Source organism: Chryseobacterium angstadtii (assembly GCF_001045465.1).
In the GTDB taxonomy this organism is placed as follows: Bacteria; Bacteroidota; Bacteroidia; order Flavobacteriales; family Weeksellaceae; genus Chryseobacterium; species Chryseobacterium angstadtii.
This window is the reverse complement of record NZ_LFND01000001.1, coordinates 1,139,945-1,160,900: the sequence shown is the minus strand read 5'-3', so window position 1 is coordinate 1,160,900 and position 20,956 is coordinate 1,139,945. Positions and strand designations below refer to the sequence as shown.

Below are 20,956 nucleotides of genomic sequence, written 5' to 3'. Positions count from 1 at the left end.
GTCCCGAAGCATCAGCTCCGGGACATAAACAATTCAGTCTTTTTACAATTTATTTTGAAACAATTATTTTCTGGCTGTAATCAATTGAATTACTGCTGATTTTCACCATATAAACACCTTTCAACAGTGTATTAACATTCACCGTATTCTGCTTATTAAGATTGATTTTCTCTGAAGAAACCAGTTTTCCGGTAAAATCATAGATAGAAACCGTAGTAATTCCTGATAAATCCATTCCTGAAGGCGTCTTGATTGTAAATTCCGTTTTCACAGGATTCGGATAGATGGATATTCCTTTAGAATTTGAAGCCACTTCATTTACAGCCAATACACCACATTCTGCAGGGATGGTAAAATCTTCAACCTGATCGCTTAAATCCGGAGCCGGCTGATTGGCACCAATATAAAGACCGTTAAGTCCACCAGGAGCAGCATTTACTCCCAATCCTCTTCTGGCAAAGGTTCTCCAGATCATACATTTATCTTCTCCTCCTGTTCTAGCCTGATCAGCAGCAAGAATAGCATCTCTACCCTGTATAAAATTTGGATTACATGGCTGAAGTTTAAGAGCATCCATAACAAGCTGCAGTACTCTGGCGCTACCACTGTTCGGGTCTGCCAGCACATTGCTGTTATAACCATATTTGTCTACGTATTTCCAGTTAAGATCCCAAAGCATTGATGCCCAAACAAAACCAATACTGTGAACATTTGGTACTGTAATAGCAATTCCGATTATACTGCTATTCACTTTCATACCGTTTGTTCTTCCATAGGTATAATTATTAACTGTGAAATCCGGGGAATATCTCGCAGGGCGTATACCGCCACCATTCACCGGCTGGTCACTAACAAAGGTCCCAATTCCTCTTGGAACCGAAGCATTATCTCCAGGTCGGTTGGTAATCATCAAGGCGAAGAAATCAGACCATCCTTCTCCCATTTGCTCGTTGGATGTAGAAAATGATAAACAGCCACTTCCCGTACCTGTAAGACGATTAGAAATTCCGTGCCCGTATTCGTGGGATATAACACCGTTATCCAAGCTTGCATCTTTATAAACAGCATCTGTTTTTAATGAAGCATTGCTTGCAACACCGTTGGTCAGTTCACTCACTAAAAATTCACCTTCTGTTTTTCCTACCATGATTGTAGGAATGGTGATGGTATTGTCTGTTCCCCCCATTCCTACGGGCTGATCACTCGTCGGGTGATATTGTATTACTCCAATTGCTCCTGCATTTTGAAGATTTTTGGTTTTAACGGCAAAACCACAGGTTGCTGCGGTTACCACTGCTATCTTACCTGTCAGACTTCCTGCTGCAACAGCTGTACAGGCATCTGCCGGTGTTGAGAGAGCAAGGTCTCCCGTAACAGCAGGGTTACCCATAATCTGAGGACCGAAAGCTGCTGTAGCTGCTACCGGAGTTCTGGATACATAGCTTGTAGGGGAATTGTAGTAAAGATATCTTGCACTGGCAGGTGAAAAAAGGAACATCTGCATTCTTCCGCTGGTTCCATCTGCACCTGGATTAAAATTAGCATTTCCAAGACCACTCCCGTCTCTGGCTTCGGCCAATACAGGGTCGTTTCCGGCACCTCCGTTGGTAAAGTTATTGGTCTGGTAATTTCTTGCAGACTCAGTGAATCCAAATTTATAGAATACATCATGCATTTTGTTTGTTGTATAAAACAAATTGGTTACTGCAGCAGAAGTATAGTTTTGGTGAGCCAATGTTAAATCCAATGGAAAATCAAATGCTCTTCCCGCTCCTCCGTCAGGGGAAAACTGAGGGGTGTCGGAGGCTGCCTCATCAGTATAGGCAAAGGCATTATTTCCTCTGGTATTGGTATAGTGATTGGTTCCGTCAGAATGCCATCCTTCCGGAGAAGCTGTTAAATCCCACGGATTGTTAATAAGGGTTCTGTTTCCAAATGTAGGAGCTTCAACAGGAAACGCAAAAACATTGTAAGAAGCGTTATCCGGTGCCAGAACAAAATTCTTGTTAATCGTGCTATTTTGTTTCTGTATGTAAGCCGGAAGTATTGCAGCCGGTGTATCTTGTTTCAATTCAGGCAGCTCCGTAGGAAGGTGTTCATAAGCATCATCATGGAAATTACACGAAAGTGTCGTATTTTCCTGATACAAAACAGAACCGTCATCTGAACTGATGATCAGACTCCAGACATTGCTTGTTCCTTTTTCTTGAATATTGAAATGATAGCCCAGAATCAATTCTCCGCCTTTTGCAAAATAAACCAGATTGGTTTTTAAAGGCTCTTCTTTTCCTTCACTGTTTTTAAAAGTGGCTGAACCGTTAAATTTCTTGGCTGCTTCCGCTACCAAAGAATTTTTCATGGCATTTTGCTTTCCTTTTACAAGGGACGGATAAGTTTTAATAAAAGTATCTGCAAAACTCAACACTTTGCCATCTCTGATCAGAACATTAGCTGAACTTCCAAATACCGGAACTCCATTGATGGTCTGCTGTATTCCTACAACATCACCTTTCAAACTTGTTGAAGGATCTACGTTTACAATGGTAAATGCTTTCAGCTCAGGATTTATCCTTTGGAATGTTTTTTCAGAATTAACGTAATCTTTTATCGTCTGTTCATGTTTTTGAGCAGAAAGTACGCCAAAACCGAAAAAAGAACAAAATAGTAAAAGCTTTACACTAAGTCGAATTCTTTTCATATTTTTTACTTTTTAACGAGAAATTGGTTTGATTGCTCAGTTAGTAGAAAAAAGCAGAAAATGTTACAAAATTTACATATTAAATTAAATAAGTATTAAAAAAAAACATTTTAATGTATGAAAAAATTAAAATAGCCCCACTTATCCGAATATCTCATTATGCCTATCGACAACCCTCATAAACAATTAATATCCAAAAGATTAGCATCATATCGTAATAAAACAGAACAAAACATTCTCTCGCGTAAGAGAATTTCAGAATCATAAGAATAAAATAGGTATAGCAAGAAGTTTGGCTGCTTTTTATCCTTTTATTTAAAGACAATATCAGAAAAGGATAGCGGGCTCATTATGATGGTTACAAATAAGGCCAAAATGATTAAAACCAATTGATACTGGTGATAGGTCTTTTCCTGATCTTCCTCCTTCACTTCAAAAGTAAATTTGATGGTATCCGGTTTTCTGATGATCAGCCAGATGAAATACAGAATGGCCAGATTCAGGATAATAGGGGCAAAAAGAAAGAGTTTGCTTCCATAGCCGTCATTTTTCCCTCCGTATCCATGAATAGGGATTATCTCCGGAAGAGCCGCGTATCTGGTCAATAAATAGACCGTATAGCTAATGATAATTACAAAAGGAATGCAGAACAGCAGCTTGATATGTTTAGGAATCATTTTAGCTTTTTTAAAGTTTTTTTCAGGTATTTTTCTACATTCTGTCTGTCCGGAACAGTTGTAATTTCTTTGGTGAGTGCCTTTTCAAATTCGGTTTTTGCTTTTGAAAATTCATTATTACTGAAATAATATTTTCCTGCCATGTAATAAACCTGCCAAAAATCCGGATTCATAGACTGATAATAAGGAATGAAATCATCTGTAAGCGCTATATCTTTGTTTTCTGCAGCATCACTTACCTCTGCTCCAAGCATTTTAGATATCTGGTAGTTTTCGAATTCCTGAGAATCTGCAAAGGGATCTCTTGCAATATTCAGCGTTGTTTTGGCCAGCAGGCTTTCCTCCGGCTTTTTACCGGAAAAGATTTCATTCAGATCATAGCAGACAAATTCTCCCAGCTGATAAGGATTTGATGAAACCCAAACCAATCTTTTTTCAGGGGAAAATATCACGGCATGATGGGCCAGCAGCTGATTAATTGCTTTCTCATTACCATACCCTATTTTTTTATTTTTAAGGCCAGATTTCTCTCTTAAAATGGCAGCCATTTTCTCAGGATTGAGTTTTTTCTTTTCTTCAAGAAGCTCCTGAAGTTTTTCGTAACGGTATTCGGAATGGCTTTCTATAATATGTTTTTGATTTCTCTTATCATTTTTATAAGCATCTGACTGAAAATGATTGGTACAGAGAACCCTGCTGGTATTTTCTACTTTATATATCCCGAAATTGTCAGGTGAAACTTCTATGATCACTGCACTTTTATCATGGGCACTGCCTACAAGAATAGATTCGGAAACAAAAACCTTTCTTTTTTTTGCAATGGCAATCGCTTCATCAATATTTTTTGCATACTGCAGAATTTCCCTTGTCACCAGTGAGATCGGTGTTTTAGCCGTCAGAGGAATTTTAGATTTTCCTGCATTGATGGTTACTGTAATGCCTTCTTTATTCATTCCGGATACTACGCCTATCATTCCCGGCCAGCTTACGGACATATAAGGTATTCCGGCTTCCGGTTCTACAAATTCTATCAGTTTGTTTTTCGCAAAATCATCACCTACATAAAAATCAAAATTTCTTCCGATGAGCAGTTCTCCGTCTTCAGTATTTTCATTCCATACCGCCAGAGAAGTACATCCTACCATAGCCAGATCCTGCATGGCATGCCCGATGTCGTGAGCGCCGTGAAGATAGAGGTTACGAAGGTATTTCGGGGCAATAAAGTTGTATTTATCAGAAGAATATTGCGAAAGGCCGTACAATTCTGCCAGATAGTCTTCTCTTACATTCAGGTACATTTTTCTGTTGTACCATTTCAGGAATCCTCTGAGCAGTTTCTGTTTAAAATGGGACGGAACAAAACCTTCTACTTTTGAAAAGAAAATTTCTTCCTGCTGCTGCATAAGGTTTTGCGTTAAAGCGCCATTGTTGTATCCCAGCTGCAGAGGATTTCCTTTGATATAAAGTTCCCACAGCTGCTGTTTATTTTTGGTTAAATAATTTTTGTTGAAACTGAAGGTAGAATCATTGACCTTAGTAACCTTAGGAGTTTCCAGGGAATATCCGCTGATATCAGGAATATGATGAACGGATTTTGAGATTCCGCATGAAATAAAGAAAAGGAACACTAATAACTGAATTCCCCGAAATAGTAATGCCAGCCTGCTATTTGTTCTCATGGGTATTCGTCATTGGTTTCAAACGTTCATCTATAAGCTCTTTTCCAAGAATTTCCGCGCAGGTATTAAAAGCACCAATTGTCACCCCCAGAATTCCGTGCATATTTACAGACTGCCCTGTAAGAAACAGATTATCGGTTTTTGTACGGGGCGAGACCATTGTTTTAAGAGGGTTATCCGAGTTTTTCATATATCCGTACATATTACCTTCAAAACTGCCGATATAATCTCTGTAAGATAAAGGTGATGAAGTATAGATATTTTTTATGAAATGTCTGAGATTCGGGATTTTCTTTTCCAATGCAGTGATCATCTTTTCTGCTTTTTCCAGTTTGAACTGTTCATACTTCAGCCCTCTTTCGTGTTCTTCCGCTACTGTATTTACCGTTTTCTCCCAGGCTTTAACCTCATCAAAATCCATATACGAAATTGCGGTAAGGCTTTCTGCATAATCAGGATGATGTTTTGAACAGGTAGAAGAAAGCATATACGTTTCCGGCCAGCTATCTTTGCTGTAACGGGAGGCATTCCAGATCATTTCTTCTGATGAAAAGTGGTAAATATTATAGTTAAAATTCGGAAAAGACTGTGGTTTTAATACCAGATAAACACTGAAACACGATGGAACAGGTTCCCAGCTCATCAATCGGTTCAGAAAGGATTTCCTGAGTCTCTCTTCCCCAATCAACTTCATAGCTGAACGGATTTCTATATTGGAAATAAATTTCCCGGCAGCATATTCTTTTCCGGATTTGATTTTAACAGAAGACAGTGCATTATTTTCATTAAAGATAAATTCCGAAACTTCCGCATGTTTGTGTACTTCCGCTCCGTATTCTCTGAGTTTTTTGATGAGGAGTTTGGTAATCTGACTTCCTCCTCTGACACATTTGTAAGCACTCTGAATATAAGAATTCACGGTAAGCGCATGAACGTAAAACGGAATATTTTCAGAATCTCCTGCATATAAAAAATTGGAGCCCAGCAATACGGCCTGCAATTTTTTGTTCTGGGTAACGGATTCTATGAATCTTTTGGTATTAAGATGGAGGATCTCCTCGTTGTAACTGTCTTTTCCTACAACCTGATAACGCGGAAACTGGGCACAAACGTACTGAATTTCTTCACAATAGCTTTCCAGGTTCTGTTTTTCGCCGGGGAAATAACTGCTTAGCTGTTCCACAAAGTTTTCGTAGCCCTGTGCGTGGGGATATTCTATGTTTTCATCTCCGAAAGAGATCTTATCATAGCCGTCTTCGTCCATTTTCTGAAGTTCCAGCTCATCCATAATCCCAAGATAGGAAAAGAACTGATGCAGATTCTGCCCTTCCGAAAGACCGCCCAGATAATGAACGCCTGTATCAAAAATCAGTTTATCTCGTGAAAAGGTCTGGAGATTTCCTCCATATTGATTATTTTTTTCCAGAACACAGACTTTCAGACCTTCTTTCGCCAAAATAAGAGCCGAAACAAGACCTCCCAAACCGCTGCCGATCACAAGTATGTCGTATTCTTTTTTCAAAAGAAGAAAAGCTATGTTTTGTATGATTTCAGAATTAAGGTAAGATTAAATGCAAACCCCATTCAATTTTTCGGATCACTGACTGTTTTAAAGATACAAAAGGCTTAACAGTCAATAAAAAGATCAATATTGGGTCTGATTTAAAATAGATCAAATTCTCAAATCGGTTTTAATTTTGAATTTATTTATTAGTTTTCAGGGATAAAATTAGAAAAATTAATCAATATCATCCCAAAAATCAAAATAATTGAACCACTGAAGGGGATATTTTCTGATCATGGATTCCAGATTCTGCACATAGGAATTGAGAAGTCCCTGAGAATCACGGTTTTTAATATTTTTCGCTACTCTTGCGTATAAATGGTAATGCAGATTTTTTTCTTTCATTACGTATACATATATCACGGGAACCCCAAGACGGGAAGCAATCAGGAACGGGCCCGCCGGAAATTTTGCACTTTTGCCCAGCAGATCGGCTTCCAGATATTTGGAGCCTTCAAAATAACGATCTCCGGTGAAGCAGATGAGTTCGTTGTCGGAAAGGGCTTGATTGATCTCAAAAATATGAGACATATCTTCTTTCACGTAGATGAATTTGATAGAGCTCTGCTTAACGGATACGCTTTCAAGGTATTCTTTAATAACGGTAACTTCCTGATCAGTAGTCACCAGATTGATCCGGCAGTCTAAATCAATATCTGCAAAGAAATGTTCTGCAATTTCAAAATTTCCGATATGTGCACTGATAAGAACCCCACCTCTTTTCTCTGCCAAAAGGTTTCTCAGATTCTCAATACCGTCGAATTCGTAGGTATATTTTTCACGCAGACCTGCAGAAATAGCTGTTTTGTCGATAAGTACTTTTCCAAAGGTGAAATAGCTTTTAAAGACTGCCATTTTTGATTTCCAGTATCCGTACTCAAGTCTTTTCTGAAAATAATAGGAGATGTAGCGGTTGCTTTTTTTCAGGAATAAAAAGTAGTAGGAAGCTACAAAATAAAGGACAAAATAAGAACTCCGGATCCCGATATTTCTAATACACCAGACGAATATTTTATATCCTGTTATGGTTCCTTTAGATTTACCTTTCCACTTGTTCATATTTCAATTTACCAATTTATCAATATACCAGTGTAACAATATTTCTGTTGAAGTTATTGTTACACTGGTACATTATTTTATCGTTACATTATTAAAAAGAATAAAGCTAAATCGATAGTTATGCGTTTTTTTCTGCAATTTTCTGTTCAATTGTCGTGTAGAAATCATCGAACGTGATCATTTTTTTAAAATCAGCTTCTCCTAATTTCACTCCAAAATTAGATTCAATCACTACCACCATGTCAATATAGTCCAGACTGTCCAGTCCGAGCGTTTTTTTCAGGTTGGCATCATTGCTGATCTCATCACCATCTACTTCGAATTCGTTTACTAAGAAATCATTAACGATGTCAACAATTTTTTCCCTTTCCATGTTTTTAATCAAATTTTTTAACTATTAATGCGGAGTTGGTTCCCCCAAATCCGAAAGAATTCGACAAAAATACGTCAATTTTTTGAGTTTTCGTTTTTGCGACTAAATTTATCTTTTTCGCCTCATCATCAGGGTTTTCCAGATTGATATTGGGAGCTACGAAATCATTCTGCATCATCAGAATAGAGTAAACCACTTCACTTGCGCCTGCCATCCAGCATTCATGCCCCGTCATGGATTTGGTGGAGCTTACCGGAACTTCACTTCCGAAGATTTCATAAATCGCTTTGGCTTCATTGGCATCTCCGATAGGCGTAGAAGTAGCATGTGCGTTGATATAGTCAATATCTGAAGCTTTTAATCCTGACTGTTTCAAAGCTCTGTCCATCGCCATTGCCGGACCGTCAACATTAGGCGTTGAAATGTGTCCCCCGTTTGAAGAGAAACCGTAGCCCACAATTTCTGCGAGAATATTCGCCCCTCTTTTCTGTGCAGATTCTAAACTCTCTACAATAAGGCTGGCTGCTCCTCCACTCGGAATTAATCCGTCTCTTCCGGAATCAAAAGGTCTTGATGCTTTTGTAGGTTCGTCTTCTCTTACTGAGAAAACTCCTAATCCGTCAAAGCTTGCCATAGAATATTTATTGGTTTCCTGAGCTCCTCCGCAGATGATCATCTCCTGAAAACCGTTTTTAATCATCATATAAGCCAGTCCCAAAGAATGCGAACCGCTTGCGCAGGCTGCACTGATGGTAAGATTGATCCCTTTCAGTTTAAAAATTGTTGAAAGGTTCATGGTCACTGTAGAGTTCATTGATTTAAAGATCGCTCCGGATCCCATCAATGTAGTATCTTTTTTTTCTCTGGCGATGTCTATAGATTCTACAACCGCCTGAGAAACACTGTCGTTTCCATATAAAATACCCACTTCATGAGCATCCAGAAAATCCTGGTCTATTCCTGCCTGTTTCAGGGCATCGGTAGTGGCGATGTAAGCGTACTCACTTTCCTCACCCATGCTGATACGCTGGCGTCTGTTGAGCAGGTTTTTCAGATCCGGTTTCGGAACCACGCCCGTAAGGCCTGATCTGAATCCGAATTCTTTTCTTTCCTGCACTAAAGCAATACCGGATTTTCCTTGATATAGGGATTCTCTGACTTCTTCCAGAGAGGTCCCGATGCAAGAATAAATTCCCATTCCGGTAATTACAACCCTATTTTCCATTTGTTTTATTAATTTAACAATGTATCAGTTTAGCAATGTAACAACAATATTGAGACCACAGCCGCATTGTTACACTGGTACATTGTTATATTGTTACACTATTCTTTAAGAGTAAATTCCTCCGTTAATATTGATGACTTCACCGGTAATATATGAAGCTTTTCTGGAGGCTAAAAATGCAACCAGATCAGCCACTTCTTCCGCTTCTCCGAATCTGTTGGCAGGAATCATGGCTTTAAGTTCGTCTTCGTTAAAATCCTGAGTCATATCTGTTCTGATAAATCCGGGAGCCACAGCATTTACGGTGATATTTCTTTTGGCCACTTCCTGAGCCAAAGCTTTTGTAGCCCCGACTAAAGCTCCTTTTGCAGCGGAATAATTGGTTTGTCCGGCTGTTCCTTTTACTCCGGATACAGACACCATATTGATAATTCTTCCGTATTTATTGCGCAGAAGTTTCTGGATAAAGAAATTGGTGACATTGAAAAAGCCGTTCAGACTTGTATTGATCACACTGTTCCAGTCTTCGCTCTGCATCCACATGAATAATCCGTCTCTTGTGATACCGGCATTATTGACAATCACTTCAACGATGGCATCGGGGTTTCTGTCCTGCCATTCCGTTAAAACATTCTGACTTTCTTCGGCATTCGCTACATCGAATTTAAGGATCTCTCCTGTAGCTCCCAATTCTTCTATTTTAGACAAAGTTTCTTTTGCTGCAGCCTCATTTGAAGCGTAGTTAATCAGAATATGATAATTTTTTTCTTCTGCCAGTTTTAGACAGACAGCTCTTCCAATTCCCCTGGAGCCGCCTGTTACAATTGCACATTTCATGTGTTAGTGTTTAGTTAGTTTTTTTTAAGTTATATTTTAATCCCTTAGTTATAAGACAATTTATCATTGCTGATAGTTACATTGTCTTTAAGTATTTTTTTACTTCCTCCAGATACGGATACATCACCATATCATCTGAGAATGCAGGAATAATCTTTCTTATTTCGTCATAAAGTTCTTTAGTAGAGGACGAAACTTTATCCTGAAATCCGAGGTATTCAACTGCCTGGATAATGGTTATTGCTTCAATAGCCAATACTTCAAACGCATTCTCAATCACCTTTCTGCAGATCACTGCGGCATTGGTTCCCATGCTTACAATATCCTGATTATCATTATTATTAGGTATACTGTGTACATACATGGAATTGGACAGCATCTGGCTTTCCGCCGTAGTGGAAGTAGCCGTAAACTGAACTCCCTGCATTCCGAAATTGAACCCTAATTTACCTAAATTTACAAAAGGAGGTAAGATTTCGTTGATCTTTGCATTTAAAAGGTAGTTCAACTGCCTTTCAGCTAACATGGTAAGTTTAGTAACAACAATTTTCAGCTTATCCATTTCCAGCGAAATATAGTCTCCGTGGAAATTTCCTCCGTGATATACATGTTTGTCTTCTACATTGATAATCGGATTGTCATTGGCTGAATTAATTTCATTTTCAAGGACATTCTCTGTGTATTCCAGAGTATCTAAAACAGCACCCAAGATCTGCGGAACACATCTTAAAGAGTAATATTCCTGAACTTTTTCCTTAAATACTTTTTCCTGCTCTTCAAAGTGTGTATAAAGGTGGTCTTCTCTTTTTCTGATCAATTTGCTGTCAGATAAATGGGCACGCATCTTTTCTGCTACTTTCTGTTGACCGTGATGTTTTTTCGTCCCATTCAAAACTTCGGAAAAATGATCATCATACGCCTGAACAATCTCGTTGATGGCACATGAAAGCCTGATGGAAATATCCGTCAGCTGATTGGCTTTATAAGCATTAACAATCCCGATTCCGGACATTGTGGAAGTTCCGTTCATTAAAGCAAGCCCTTCACGGATTTCTACTTTAATAGGTTCCAATCCTTCTGTCTCAAAAACCTTTTTTGTTGATGTTCTTTCTCCTTTATAAAAAACTTCTCCTTCTCCGATTAAAACCAAAGCGAGATGAGCAAGCTGCACTAAATCTCCGCTGGCACCTACTCCGCCGTGTTCAAAGATCAAAGGCGTAATATCTCTGTTGATCAATTCCTTAAGCAAATGAACAACAGACTGGTGAACTCCTGAATGTCCCAACGAAAGGGTATTCATTCTTGCCAGCATACAGGCTTTTACTTCCTGAGCAGGCAATGGATTTCCGATTCCTGAAGAATGACTTCTAATAAGGTTATACTGAAGCTGATGGGTATCTTCATCACTGATTTTAAACTGAGCCATAGGCCCAAAACCGGTATTCACCCCATATATTACTTTGTTTTTCGAAAATTCTTTTAAAAACTGAAAACTTGTTTCCACTCTGTCTAAAAGTGCTTTGTCCAGTTCAATTTGTTCATTCTCAATGATAATTTTTTGAAAATCCTTCAGTTCTAAAAAGTTGCTTATTTTCATCAATTAAAAGTAATAGTTGATAATTTTGTAAAATATTAATTAATTGTCACTAATTTTGCGGCAAAGATAGAAGTTATTATTAAAATAAAAAATCAAGATGAGCAAAGAATTTGTTGACGTTCTCGTAATCGGGGCTGGACCTTCCGGATGCGTATCTTCTTCATACTTAAAGAAGAACAATGTCAACGTAAAAGTTGTTGAGAAGACTAAATTCCCAAGACTTGTAGTAGGCGAAAGCTTAATTCCCAGAGTAATGGATCATTTTGACGAGGCCGGACTTTTTCCTGCTTTGGATAAAATGGGCTTTGAAAAAAAGCTGGGAGCCCGTTTTCTTCGCGGTGAAGAAGTCTGTATTTTTGATTTCAGCGACAAATTCGGAGAAGGCTGGGACTGGACCTGGCAGGTTCCAAGAGCAGATTTTGATAACACTCTGGCTCAGGAAGTAATCAACAAAGGTATTGATCTTGAGTTCGAAACTGAGGTGCTTGATATTCAGTTTAACGGTACAGATTCTATCACTACGGTAAGAACCAAAGACGGAGAAATAAAAGAAATTCATTCTAAATTCGTCATCGATTCAAGTGGATACGGAAGGGTTCTGCCTAGACTTCTTGATCTTGAAAAACCTTCAAAACTATCTCCTCATTCCGCCATATTTTCCCATGTTGAAGATATTAACAGAGAGGAAGGTGAGGAAGGAACACTGATCTCTTTTGATATTATTGAAACGGAAGTCTGGCTTTGGGTAATTCCTTTTTCCAACGGAAATACGAGTGTAGGAATTGTAGGTCCTACAGACTATATTGATCGTCTTTCTGAAAATGGAGATACTGCAGAAGCCCTAAGAAAAGCGATTTCTCTTTCTGATTATTATGTACAGCGTTTCGGAAATGTAGATTTTCTTTTTGAACCGAGACATCTGAAAGATTACTCATGTTCAGTAAAACAGCTATTCGGAGACGGATATGCACTGACAGGAAATGCTTCTGAATTCTTAGATCCCGTTTTTTCTTCAGGAATGGCCTTTGCCACGGAATCCGGAATGCTTGCTGCTAAACTGGCTTTAAGACAGCTGAACGGCGAAAAAATCGACTGGCAGACAGAATACACGGATTATATTCTTTATGGTGTAGATGTTTTCACTACGTATGTAAAGGAATGGTATACGGGAAATCTTCAGGAATTATTTTTTCATCAACCTGAAAATCCAGATGTCAAGAAAAAAATATGTGCTGTTTTAGCGGGATATGTCTGGAATAAAGACAATCCTTTTGTAAAGAAGCATGATTCGGTGATCAAAAATCTGGCAACTCTTATCAAACTTGAAAAACAACAGGAACAATCATAAAAAAAGCGGTCTGAATTTCAGACCGCTTTCTGTTTTATTTTAAATCTCTTTCCATTCTCTGGGCTAGTGTTTTACCTGTTTTAGCAAATCCTTCCCCCACACGGGTTTCGTTGTTAAAATTGCTTCCCCACTGGTCTCCCGGTGCATCCACGCTTTCTATTTCACATAATACTTTTTTAGAAGCTGTTTCTACAAATGTAAGCTCTGTGGTTACTTTTGCAGGCTGTTTCATAATTCCTGCATCCCAACCCGGATATACCCACTTTACTTTAACGATCAGGGTGTATGGACTCTGGGCATTTTCTTTAAGTTTTGTATTGATATTTTCTTTCGACAACGTTTTATTGAATATAGTAATGAATTTCGGGTTCCAAAGTTCTTCTTTACTACGTTCCCACTGTTTTTTCCAGATTTCTCCGCTTCCTTCCGTTTTTTTGTTCAGTTCTTCAATTCTTCTTGGAATATATTCTGCTTCGGTGTAATTTTCTTTCAGCAGTTTCATATTTGCGTAGTCAAAAACAACATTCACCGTTTCCGTTCCTTTTAAGAATTTGGTATCCCCGCTTTTAATTTTAAATTTTTGAGCCATTGCCAGTGTAGAAACTGCAATCAGTACCAGAAAAAATAGCTTTTTCATCGTTTAATTAGTTTTTAAATTTAGTTTTGTAAATATATTATAAAAAACCAATCTCACTTTATTTTTTTCTTTATAATAGCTTTCAGGGCTAACATTTTTAAAATTTTGGTTTAGCATTCTACACTCTGCCATTATGTAAAAACAGTTACCTCAAATCTATAAATGTAATCGGTTTTCTGCTGTTTGGATTGAATACTGTTTTAGACAAAACCTCAAAATCTATGATCTCAATTTTCGGGCTCACTCTCAGTTTTGCACGGAAGTGGTCACGGACTTCATTCACGAAGCTTTCATGTTCCTGATCTGTACTTAGTTTAATGATGATTTCATCCAGCCCGATTTCATTAGACTGAATAACGATCTGGTAGCATAAAATGGTACTGAAATCATTTAAAATATCATTCATGGCCGGCGGATACAGTGTTGTCCCTTTATATTTGATCATCTGCTGCTTCCTTCCTACAACCGGGCCCAACCTCATCGTATTTCTTCCGCAACCACAAGCTTCATAATGTGCTTTTACGATATCTCCTGTTTTAAAACGCAGCAAAGGAATGGCTTCAACGCCTAAAGTAGTGATGGTTAACTCTCCGTTTTCACCTTGTTGAACAGGTTTTTCATTATCATCGAGAATTTCGGCAATAATTAATTCAGGGTGATGATGCCCTCCTATCTGAAATTCGCATTCTGTAAATGCTGTACTCATTTCTGTGGAAGCGTAGGTTGAGAATAATTTAATATTCCACTTTTCTTTAATCTTCTGGGATAGAATATTGTCTGTAAAATCCTGATTTTTGATACTTTCCCCAATGCAGACTGCGCCATACACACTGGAGTTTTTATAATCTAATCCCTGTTTTTCGGCATAATCAATCATTTTTAAAAGAAAAGACGGAACTGTGATAAGATATTTGGGTTTATATCTGAAAATAGAGTCCCATTGAAGCTCCGGAATCCCTGGTCCCATTCTCACCACACTGGCTCCCATTTTCCTTAATCCTAAAAAGTAAGCCAACCCAGCCATAAATCTTTTATCTATGGTGGTGATCATCTGTACCACATCTCCTTTTTGAATTCCTGCACAGGCAAAAGAAATGGCTTCATTATAGGCTAATCTTTCAAGATCAGCATCGGACAGCCCAAAAGTAACCGGATCTCCTAATGTTCCCGACGTAGTGCTGTAATCCACAATTTTATCTGTTGTAATACAGAAAAAATCGTCGTTATACTGTTGCAGATCGTTTTTTGTGGTGGTCGGAATTTTCTGCAGGTCTTCCAGTGTCTGAATATCCGAGATATTGATCCTGTTCTCCTGAAACAGTTTCTGATAAAAAGGTGAATTATTTTCAAGATAAACAAGAAGTTCCCGGAGTTTTTGCTCCTGAAATGTTTTTATTTCCTGAAGATCTGATTTTTCGATGGCCGGATAGAATTCCAATGATTTTAATTTTATGGAGCAAATTTATTTAAAATTAAAAGATTCAATGATTAAAAGATTAAAAAATTCTGACCCTTAATTATTTTAACGCTGAAAGGTGAACGTCTGGGTATTTGTATTTCCGGCTGTGTTAATGGTAGTTACTTTTAACGTATGCAGGCCGGAAGCTTTTGGGCATTTCTCGTCAAAAACATATACGAAATCATCTTTTACACGGGCAAAACGGAGCCATTTCCCATCCAGTTCCGCACGGAATGATACAATATCTCCAATTTTAGTCTTCCCACTCAATCGTAAAGTACTGCTGTTGACCAGAGTTCCATCCTTCCAACCCTGAGAAACAGACGGTAAACTCTGATCCAATAGTAATGTTGCTGTGCCCAATCTGTTGAACTGCACCTCCATTCTGTCCCCGTCCCATTTTCCTTTGATCACTTTTGTATCACTTGCATAATCAAAGAGAACAATTGCTTTTCCTTTTTCTTCACCGGTTAATTTTCTGTTGGGTTTTATTTTTAAAGTGTAATCATCCCGCACCGGAATGTAGGGAGACTGCAAAATAATTGTATTTGAAATTCCGTCTGCATTGGGACTTGATTTTTCAGACATCTGAAAATTCACAGCATCGTACACTGCATTTTTACTGAAACTGATCTCTGCATTTTCAGTTGTAATCGTTTTCCCTTCGTTTGGCATGACTACTTTTCCGGAAGGTGAAACTTTATCTGAAGTTTTATTTAATCGAATTTTTGTTTTCAAACGGCTTGTATTTCCATTGACATCTTTCAATACAATTTCAATATTGTGAATATCTTCGTCCTGAAGTGTGATCAATCCATTTAAATCCGGCTGGCTGTAATTTTTCAAAGTCATTCCCGGCAAAGAAGATAGGTGCTGAATGCTCATTTTATCTCTTGTAAACCTGGTATAATCTATACAGCCATTGATATCCCTGGTATCATCATAGCTTACCTGATCAATGGAAAAACTATAAATCAAACGGTCATCCATTAATAATTCTGCATGATAAATCCCCAGATTAAATCCCTGATTGGCCTTATCCACAGCTTTTATAGCCAAGCTTATTGTTGGCGAACTCACCTGTACCACATCGGTTGTATACAGCCCGCCTGCTTTTTTAACAGCAACACCGTTGGCTCCCGGTTCATACGTACTGAAACGTCGGTCATACCAATAAAATCCGCTGATAGTGGGTGATATACTATCCGGAATATTAAACCCGAAAAGCAAAGGATTGATGCATTCCTCCGTTTTCGTATCTCTGATTTCAAAATGCAAATGGGGCCCGGCAGAACCTCCGGTATTTCCACTCAAAGCAATAAGCTGCCCTTTCGCTACAGGAAACTGCCCGGGAGAAAAGGTGATATCCTGTTCCCATTTTTCTTCTTTATATTGTCTTTCTTTTACGAATTCATCCAGTTTGTCATAATATGTATTCAGATGGGCATACAGCGTGGTATATCCGTTCGGATGGGTAATATAAACTGCATTTCCGAAACCGTAACGCTCTACTTTTATCCTGCTCACATAACCATCTGCTGCTGCAAGAACCGACAAATTTTCCTGGCTGTTGGTCCGTAAATCCAGTCCCATGTGAAAATGATTGGAACGGACAGCTCCAAAGTTGGCGGCCAGCTGCATGGGAATATTCAGAGGATTCCGGAAATAGTTTTGCGGATAGTTTTTCTGAGCCGGTAGGGCTATCGTACTGATGAAACAAATGATGAATATAGCTTTGCAAAGGATTTTCATGAAGCGGTTGGGTTTGTGGGTTACTTAAATTTACAAAATTTTAATTACTCTGCGTGGGTTTTTAGGGTTTCTATTGGGTTTCTAAATGGAGTATTTTATTTTTAACCACGGATTGCACGGATGTACACAGATGATTGCGGGAAAAATTATCGGAGTTTATTAGCTGAATATTCTGTAAGATAAGATTTGGCTAAAGCCCGCTACTATTGAATACAACAGGCTGTGGATTTTTATTTATGGAGCTGTGGATTCAAAAATCTATAATATTCTTTAAAAACTGTGAATTTTATTATTGACCACAGATTTCACAGATGTACACAGATGATTGCGGGAAAAATTATCGGGGTTTATTAGCTGAATATTCTGTAAGATAAGATTTGGCTAAAGCCCTAATGCAGTTTGGCTATTTTTTAAGCGGGCTAAAGCCCGCTCCTATTGAATGACAGACTGAATGAAGTATAAGAAAAACATAATAAAACCCTCAATAAAAATTGAAGTATTCACCATTCCCCATTCACTTTTTATCGCCTCCCTCATTTATATTTCTGAAATTGAACTTTTTAATAGATATAAGCTAAATAAAACATATCTTATAAACCGACAAAAATCACTAAATTTGCAGACTTAATTAATCAACGATATTGAGATATTTACAATGAGCCAATTTAAAGAATACAAAAACCTCAACCTTATTGACATAGCCGACAATGTAGCGGAATTTTGGAAACAGAATAAAACGTTCAGTAAAAGTGTTGAGATTCGCGAGGGTAATGCCGAGTTTGTTTTTTATGAGGGTCCGCCTTCAGCAAACGGTATGCCCGGAATTCACCACGTTATGGCCAGAGCATTAAAGGATATTTTTTGTCGTTTCCAGACTCAGAACGGAAAGCAGGTTTTCCGTAAAGCGGGCTGGGATACACATGGACTTCCTGTGGAACTGGGCGTAGAGAAAGAATTAGGAATTACTAAAGAAGATATTGGCAAAAAGATCTCTATTGAAGACTACAACAAAGCATGCCGTGAAGCGGTAATGAGATATACAGATGTTTGGAATGACCTTACGGAAAAGATTGGTTACTGGGTAGACCTGGATGATCCTTACATCACGTACAAGTCAAAATACATGGAAACCGTTTGGTGGTTGCTGAAGCAGTTGTACACAAAAGATTTGCTGTACAAAGGTTACACGATCCAGCCTTACTCTCCGAAAGCAGGAACGGGACTTTCTTCCCACGAGCTTAATCAGCCGGGAACGTACCGTGATGTTTCGGATACAACGGTTGTGGCACAATTCAAAGCCAAGAAAGAAACGTCTGAACTGTTTACTGATGTAGACGGAGACGTACACATTCTAGCCTGGACAACAACTCCATGGACTTTACCATCCAACACAGCGCTTGCTGTAGGAAGAGATATTGAATATGTTTTGGTAAAAACATTCAACCAATATACTTTTGAACCAATAACGATTGTTCTATCCAGAGTGCTTGTACCTAAAGTATTCGGTAAAAAATATGCTGAAGGAACGGATGAAGATTTCACAGCGTATACTGCAGAAAGTAAAGTAATTCCTTTCAAAGTTATAAAAGAATTCACCGGAGAAAAGCTAGCCGGAACTCAATACGAACAACTCATCCCGTGGTTTACCCCTAATGATTCGCCTGAGAAAGCATTCAGAGTGATCATAGGAGATTTCGTAACGACTGAGGACGGTACAGGTATCGTTCACATTGCTCCTACGTTTGGTGCAGATGATGCCAGAGTCGGAAAAGAAAACGGAATCCCGCCGATGTTGGTGAAGGATGAAAATGACAACCTTGTTCCTCTTGTGGACTTACAGGGTAAATTCATCAAAGGAGAAAATGTACCTGAAGTATTTTCAGGAAAATATATCAAGAACGAATATTATGATGAGGGAACTGCTCCTGAGAAATCATGGGATGTAGAACTGGCTATCGTTCTGAAAACAGAAAACAAAGCTTTCAAAGTAGAGAAATACGTACACAGCTATCCACACTGCTGGAGAACAGACAAGCCTGTACTGTATTATCCGCTTGATTCATGGTTTGTGAAAATGACTGCTGTAAAAGACAGACTGGTTAATTTAAACAAAGAAATCAACTGGAAGCCGAAAGCGACCGGAGAAGGACGTTTTGCGAACTGGCTTGAAAATGTGAACGACTGGAATTTATCCCGTTCAAGATATTGGGGTATTCCGTTGCCGATCTGGAGAACGGAAGATCTTAAAGAAGAAAAGATCATGGGATCTGTAGAGGAACTGTACAACGAAATAGAAAAATCTATTGAGGCCGGATTCATGAAAGAAAATCCGTTCAAAGGTTTTGTGATCGGGAATATGTCTGAGCAGAATTATTCACTGGTAGATCTTCACAAAAATGTGGTGGACAAAGTGGTGCTTGTTTCGGATTCAGGAAAAGCAATGAGCCGTGAGAGCGACCTTATTGACGTTTGGTTCGATTCAGGATCTATGCCTTATGCACAACTGCATTATCCGTTCGAGAACAAAGAAATGATCGACAATAATAAGGCATTCCCTGCTGATTTCATTGCAGAAGGTGTTGACCAGACTCGTGGATGGTTCTATACACTTCATGCAATCGGAACGGCTGTATTTGATTCTGTTGCTTATAAAAATGTAATGAGTAACGGACTGGTTCTGGATAAAAACGGCCAAAAAATGTCAAAACGTTTAGGAAATGCGGTAGATCCGTTCGAAACCCTTTCCGTATACGGTCCGGATGCTACCAGATGGTACATGATCTCGAATGCCAATCCGTGGGAAAACCTGAAGTTTGACATCGAAGGAATAGACGAAGTGAGAAGAAAGTTCTTCGGAACACTTTACAACACTTACTCATTCTTTGCCCTGTATGCGAATGTGGATGGCTTCAATTATACAGAAAAAGAAGTGGAAAACCGTCCGGAAATAGACCGATGGATCCTTTCTGAGCTTAATCTTTTAATTAAAGAAGTAAAAGCATTCTACGAAGATTACGAACCAACAAGAGTAGCCAGAGCGATCAGTACATTTGTAAATGATAACCTGAGCAACTGGTACGTAAGACTGTGCAGAAGACGTTTCTGGAAAGGAGATTACAGTGATGACAAGATCTCTGCTTACCAGACTCTATATACATGTCTTGAAACAGTGGCGAAATTATCCGCGCCTATTGCTCCGTTCTTTATGGATCAATTGTATCAGGATTTAAATAAAGTAACAGGAAAAGAAAACTGTGAGTCTGTACATTTAACAGATTTCCCGGTTGCTGACGAAAACCTGATCGATCAGGATCTTGTGGAAAAAACCCACCTGGCACAGAATATCACCAGTATGGTTTTCTCATTGAGAAAGAAGGAAAACGTAAAAGTTCGCCAGCCTTTACAGAAAGTTTTGGTTCCGGTTCTGGATGCCAAAACTGAAGAACAGTTATTAGCGGTTGCAGACCTTATCAAACAGGAAGTAAACGTTAAAGAATTACAGTTAATTAATGCAGAAGAAGCTTCTCACCTTATCATCAAACAGATCAAGCCGAATTTCAAAGCGCTGGGTCCTAAATTAGGAAAAGACATGAAAACGGTAGGAGGAGAGATCGCTAATCTTAATACAGAACAGATTGCCGTTCTTGAAAAAGAAGGAAAAACAGACATCCAGGGCTATGAGATTACCCTTGAAGATGTGGAAATCTCTACAAAAGATATCCCGGGATGGACCGTAACTTCCGATGGGAAAACAACTGTGGCATTAGATTTGACGTTAACAGAAGAATTAAAATCTGAAGGGATCGCAAGAGAGTTCATCAACAGAATTCAGAACCTGCGAAAAGACAAGGACTTTGAACTGACAGACAGAATCAAAATCTTCATTGAAGAAAATTCACCTTTCATTGAAGATGTTAAGAAAAATGAGGAATATATTTCTTCGGAGGTCTTGTCAAATAAAATAGAAATTGTATCTTCACTTTCAAATTTTAACGAAATCGAAATAGATGAGGTTAATTTTAAGATAAATATCGAAAAGAATTAACATATA

At 38.5% G+C, this 20,956-nt stretch carries 14 protein-coding genes; 2 read left to right on the top strand and 12 right to left on the bottom strand.

Going from position 1 to position 20,956, the window contains the following annotated elements; all coding sequences use genetic code 11:
• Positions 1-49 precede the first annotated feature (49 nt).
• From ACM46_RS05145 to flxA, 9 genes are all read right to left on the bottom strand, one after another.
• The gene (locus ACM46_RS05145; protein ID WP_048505493.1) at positions 50-2,698 is read right to left on the bottom strand and encodes a T9SS-dependent M36 family metallopeptidase; all 2,649 of its coding nucleotides are present in this window, start codon (positions 2,696-2,698) and stop codon (positions 50-52) included.
• A 311-nt stretch (positions 2,699-3,009) separates the two neighbouring features.
• Positions 3,010-3,375 (bottom strand): SdpI family protein, encoded by a 366-nt coding sequence (locus ACM46_RS05140; protein WP_048505492.1) that lies wholly within the window; start codon positions 3,373-3,375, stop codon positions 3,010-3,012.
• Positions 3,372-5,054, bottom strand: a complete 1,683-nt coding sequence (locus tag ACM46_RS05135; RefSeq protein WP_048505491.1) for an acyl-CoA--6-aminopenicillanic acid acyl-transferase — start codon at positions 5,052-5,054, stop codon at positions 3,372-3,374. The genes ACM46_RS05140 and ACM46_RS05135 overlap by 4 nt, the downstream gene beginning before the upstream one ends.
• Positions 5,041-6,576 carry a phytoene desaturase family protein gene (locus ACM46_RS05130; protein ID WP_048505490.1) on the bottom strand — a complete coding sequence of 512 codons (1,536 nt, stop codon included), beginning with the start codon at positions 6,574-6,576 and terminating at the stop codon, positions 5,041-5,043. The genes ACM46_RS05135 and ACM46_RS05130 overlap by 14 nt, the downstream gene beginning before the upstream one ends.
• Before the next feature lie 216 nt (positions 6,577-6,792).
• A complete protein-coding gene (locus tag ACM46_RS05125) occupies positions 6,793-7,677 on the bottom strand; it encodes an LpxL/LpxP family acyltransferase (RefSeq protein ID WP_048505489.1) in 885 nt (294 codons plus the stop codon).
• A 118-nt stretch (positions 7,678-7,795) separates the two neighbouring features.
• Positions 7,796-8,050: an acyl carrier protein gene (locus ACM46_RS05120; protein WP_048505620.1), complete on the bottom strand. Its 255-nt coding sequence runs from the start codon at positions 8,048-8,050 to the stop codon at positions 7,796-7,798.
• Between the two features lie 4 nt (positions 8,051-8,054).
• On the bottom strand, positions 8,055-9,275 hold the full coding sequence (locus ACM46_RS05115) for a beta-ketoacyl-[acyl-carrier-protein] synthase family protein (RefSeq protein WP_048505488.1): 1,221 nt from the start codon (positions 9,273-9,275) through the stop codon (positions 8,055-8,057).
• A 105-nt stretch (positions 9,276-9,380) separates the two neighbouring features.
• The gene (gene flxB / locus ACM46_RS05110) at positions 9,381-10,112 is read right to left on the bottom strand and encodes a flexirubin biosynthesis SDR family reductase FlxB (protein ID WP_048505487.1); all 732 of its coding nucleotides are present in this window, start codon (positions 10,110-10,112) and stop codon (positions 9,381-9,383) included.
• A 76-nt stretch (positions 10,113-10,188) separates the two neighbouring features.
• A complete protein-coding gene (gene flxA / locus ACM46_RS05105; protein ID WP_048505486.1) occupies positions 10,189-11,709 on the bottom strand; it encodes a flexirubin biosynthesis tyrosine ammonia-lyase FlxA in 1,521 nt (506 codons plus the stop codon).
• Positions 11,710-11,806: 97 nt separating this feature from the next.
• Between flxA and ACM46_RS05100 the strand changes: the two genes are divergently transcribed.
• Positions 11,807-13,057, top strand: a complete 1,251-nt coding sequence (locus ACM46_RS05100; protein ID WP_048505485.1) for an NAD(P)/FAD-dependent oxidoreductase — start codon at positions 11,807-11,809, stop codon at positions 13,055-13,057.
• Positions 13,058-13,091: 34 nt separating this feature from the next.
• Here the strand turns inward: ACM46_RS05100 and ACM46_RS05095 are convergent, their stop codons facing one another.
• From ACM46_RS05095 to ACM46_RS23780, 3 genes are all read right to left on the bottom strand, one after another.
• Complete coding sequence (locus ACM46_RS05095; RefSeq protein WP_048505484.1) at positions 13,092-13,694, bottom strand: hypothetical protein; 603 nt, start codon at positions 13,692-13,694, stop codon at positions 13,092-13,094.
• A 145-nt stretch (positions 13,695-13,839) separates the two neighbouring features.
• On the bottom strand, positions 13,840-15,132 hold the full coding sequence (gene flxY / locus ACM46_RS05090) for a flexirubin biosynthesis putative acyl-CoA ligase FlxY (RefSeq protein WP_048505483.1): 1,293 nt from the start codon (positions 15,130-15,132) through the stop codon (positions 13,840-13,842).
• Positions 15,133-15,216: 84 nt separating this feature from the next.
• Complete coding sequence (locus ACM46_RS23780; RefSeq protein WP_048505482.1) at positions 15,217-16,905, bottom strand: M23 family metallopeptidase; 1,689 nt, start codon at positions 16,903-16,905, stop codon at positions 15,217-15,219.
• A 655-nt stretch (positions 16,906-17,560) separates the two neighbouring features.
• Between ACM46_RS23780 and ileS the strand changes: the two genes are divergently transcribed.
• Entirely contained in the window at positions 17,561-20,950 is a 3,390-nt protein-coding gene (ileS, locus tag ACM46_RS05080) for an isoleucine--tRNA ligase (RefSeq protein ID WP_048505481.1), read from the top strand.
• Positions 20,951-20,956 lie beyond the last annotated feature (6 nt).

Coding starts and splice junctions, on each gene's coding strand:
- ACM46_RS05145 (WP_048505493.1), bottom strand. CDS start 2,698: ATGAAAAGAATTCGACTTAGTGTAAAGCTTTTACTATTTTGTTCTTTT.
- ACM46_RS05140 (WP_048505492.1), bottom strand. CDS start 3,375: ATGATTCCTAAACATATCAAGCTGCTGTTCTGCATTCCTTTTGTAATT.
- ACM46_RS05135 (WP_048505491.1), bottom strand. CDS start 5,054: ATGAGAACAAATAGCAGGCTGGCATTACTATTTCGGGGAATTCAGTTA.
- ACM46_RS05125 (WP_048505489.1), bottom strand. CDS start 7,677: ATGAACAAGTGGAAAGGTAAATCTAAAGGAACCATAACAGGATATAAA.
- ACM46_RS05120 (WP_048505620.1), bottom strand. CDS start 8,050: ATGGAAAGGGAAAAAATTGTTGACATCGTTAATGATTTCTTAGTAAAC.
- ACM46_RS05115 (WP_048505488.1), bottom strand. CDS start 9,275: ATGGAAAATAGGGTTGTAATTACCGGAATGGGAATTTATTCTTGCATC.
- flxB (WP_048505487.1), bottom strand. CDS start 10,112: ATGAAATGTGCAATTGTAACAGGCGGCTCCAGGGGAATTGGAAGAGCT.
- flxA (WP_048505486.1), bottom strand. CDS start 11,709: ATGAAAATAAGCAACTTTTTAGAACTGAAGGATTTTCAAAAAATTATC.
- ACM46_RS05100 (WP_048505485.1), top strand. CDS start 11,807: ATGAGCAAAGAATTTGTTGACGTTCTCGTAATCGGGGCTGGACCTTCC.
- ACM46_RS05095 (WP_048505484.1), bottom strand. CDS start 13,694: ATGAAAAAGCTATTTTTTCTGGTACTGATTGCAGTTTCTACACTGGCA.
- ACM46_RS23780 (WP_048505482.1), bottom strand. CDS start 16,905: ATGAAAATCCTTTGCAAAGCTATATTCATCATTTGTTTCATCAGTACG.
- ileS (WP_048505481.1), top strand. CDS start 17,561: ATGAGCCAATTTAAAGAATACAAAAACCTCAACCTTATTGACATAGCC.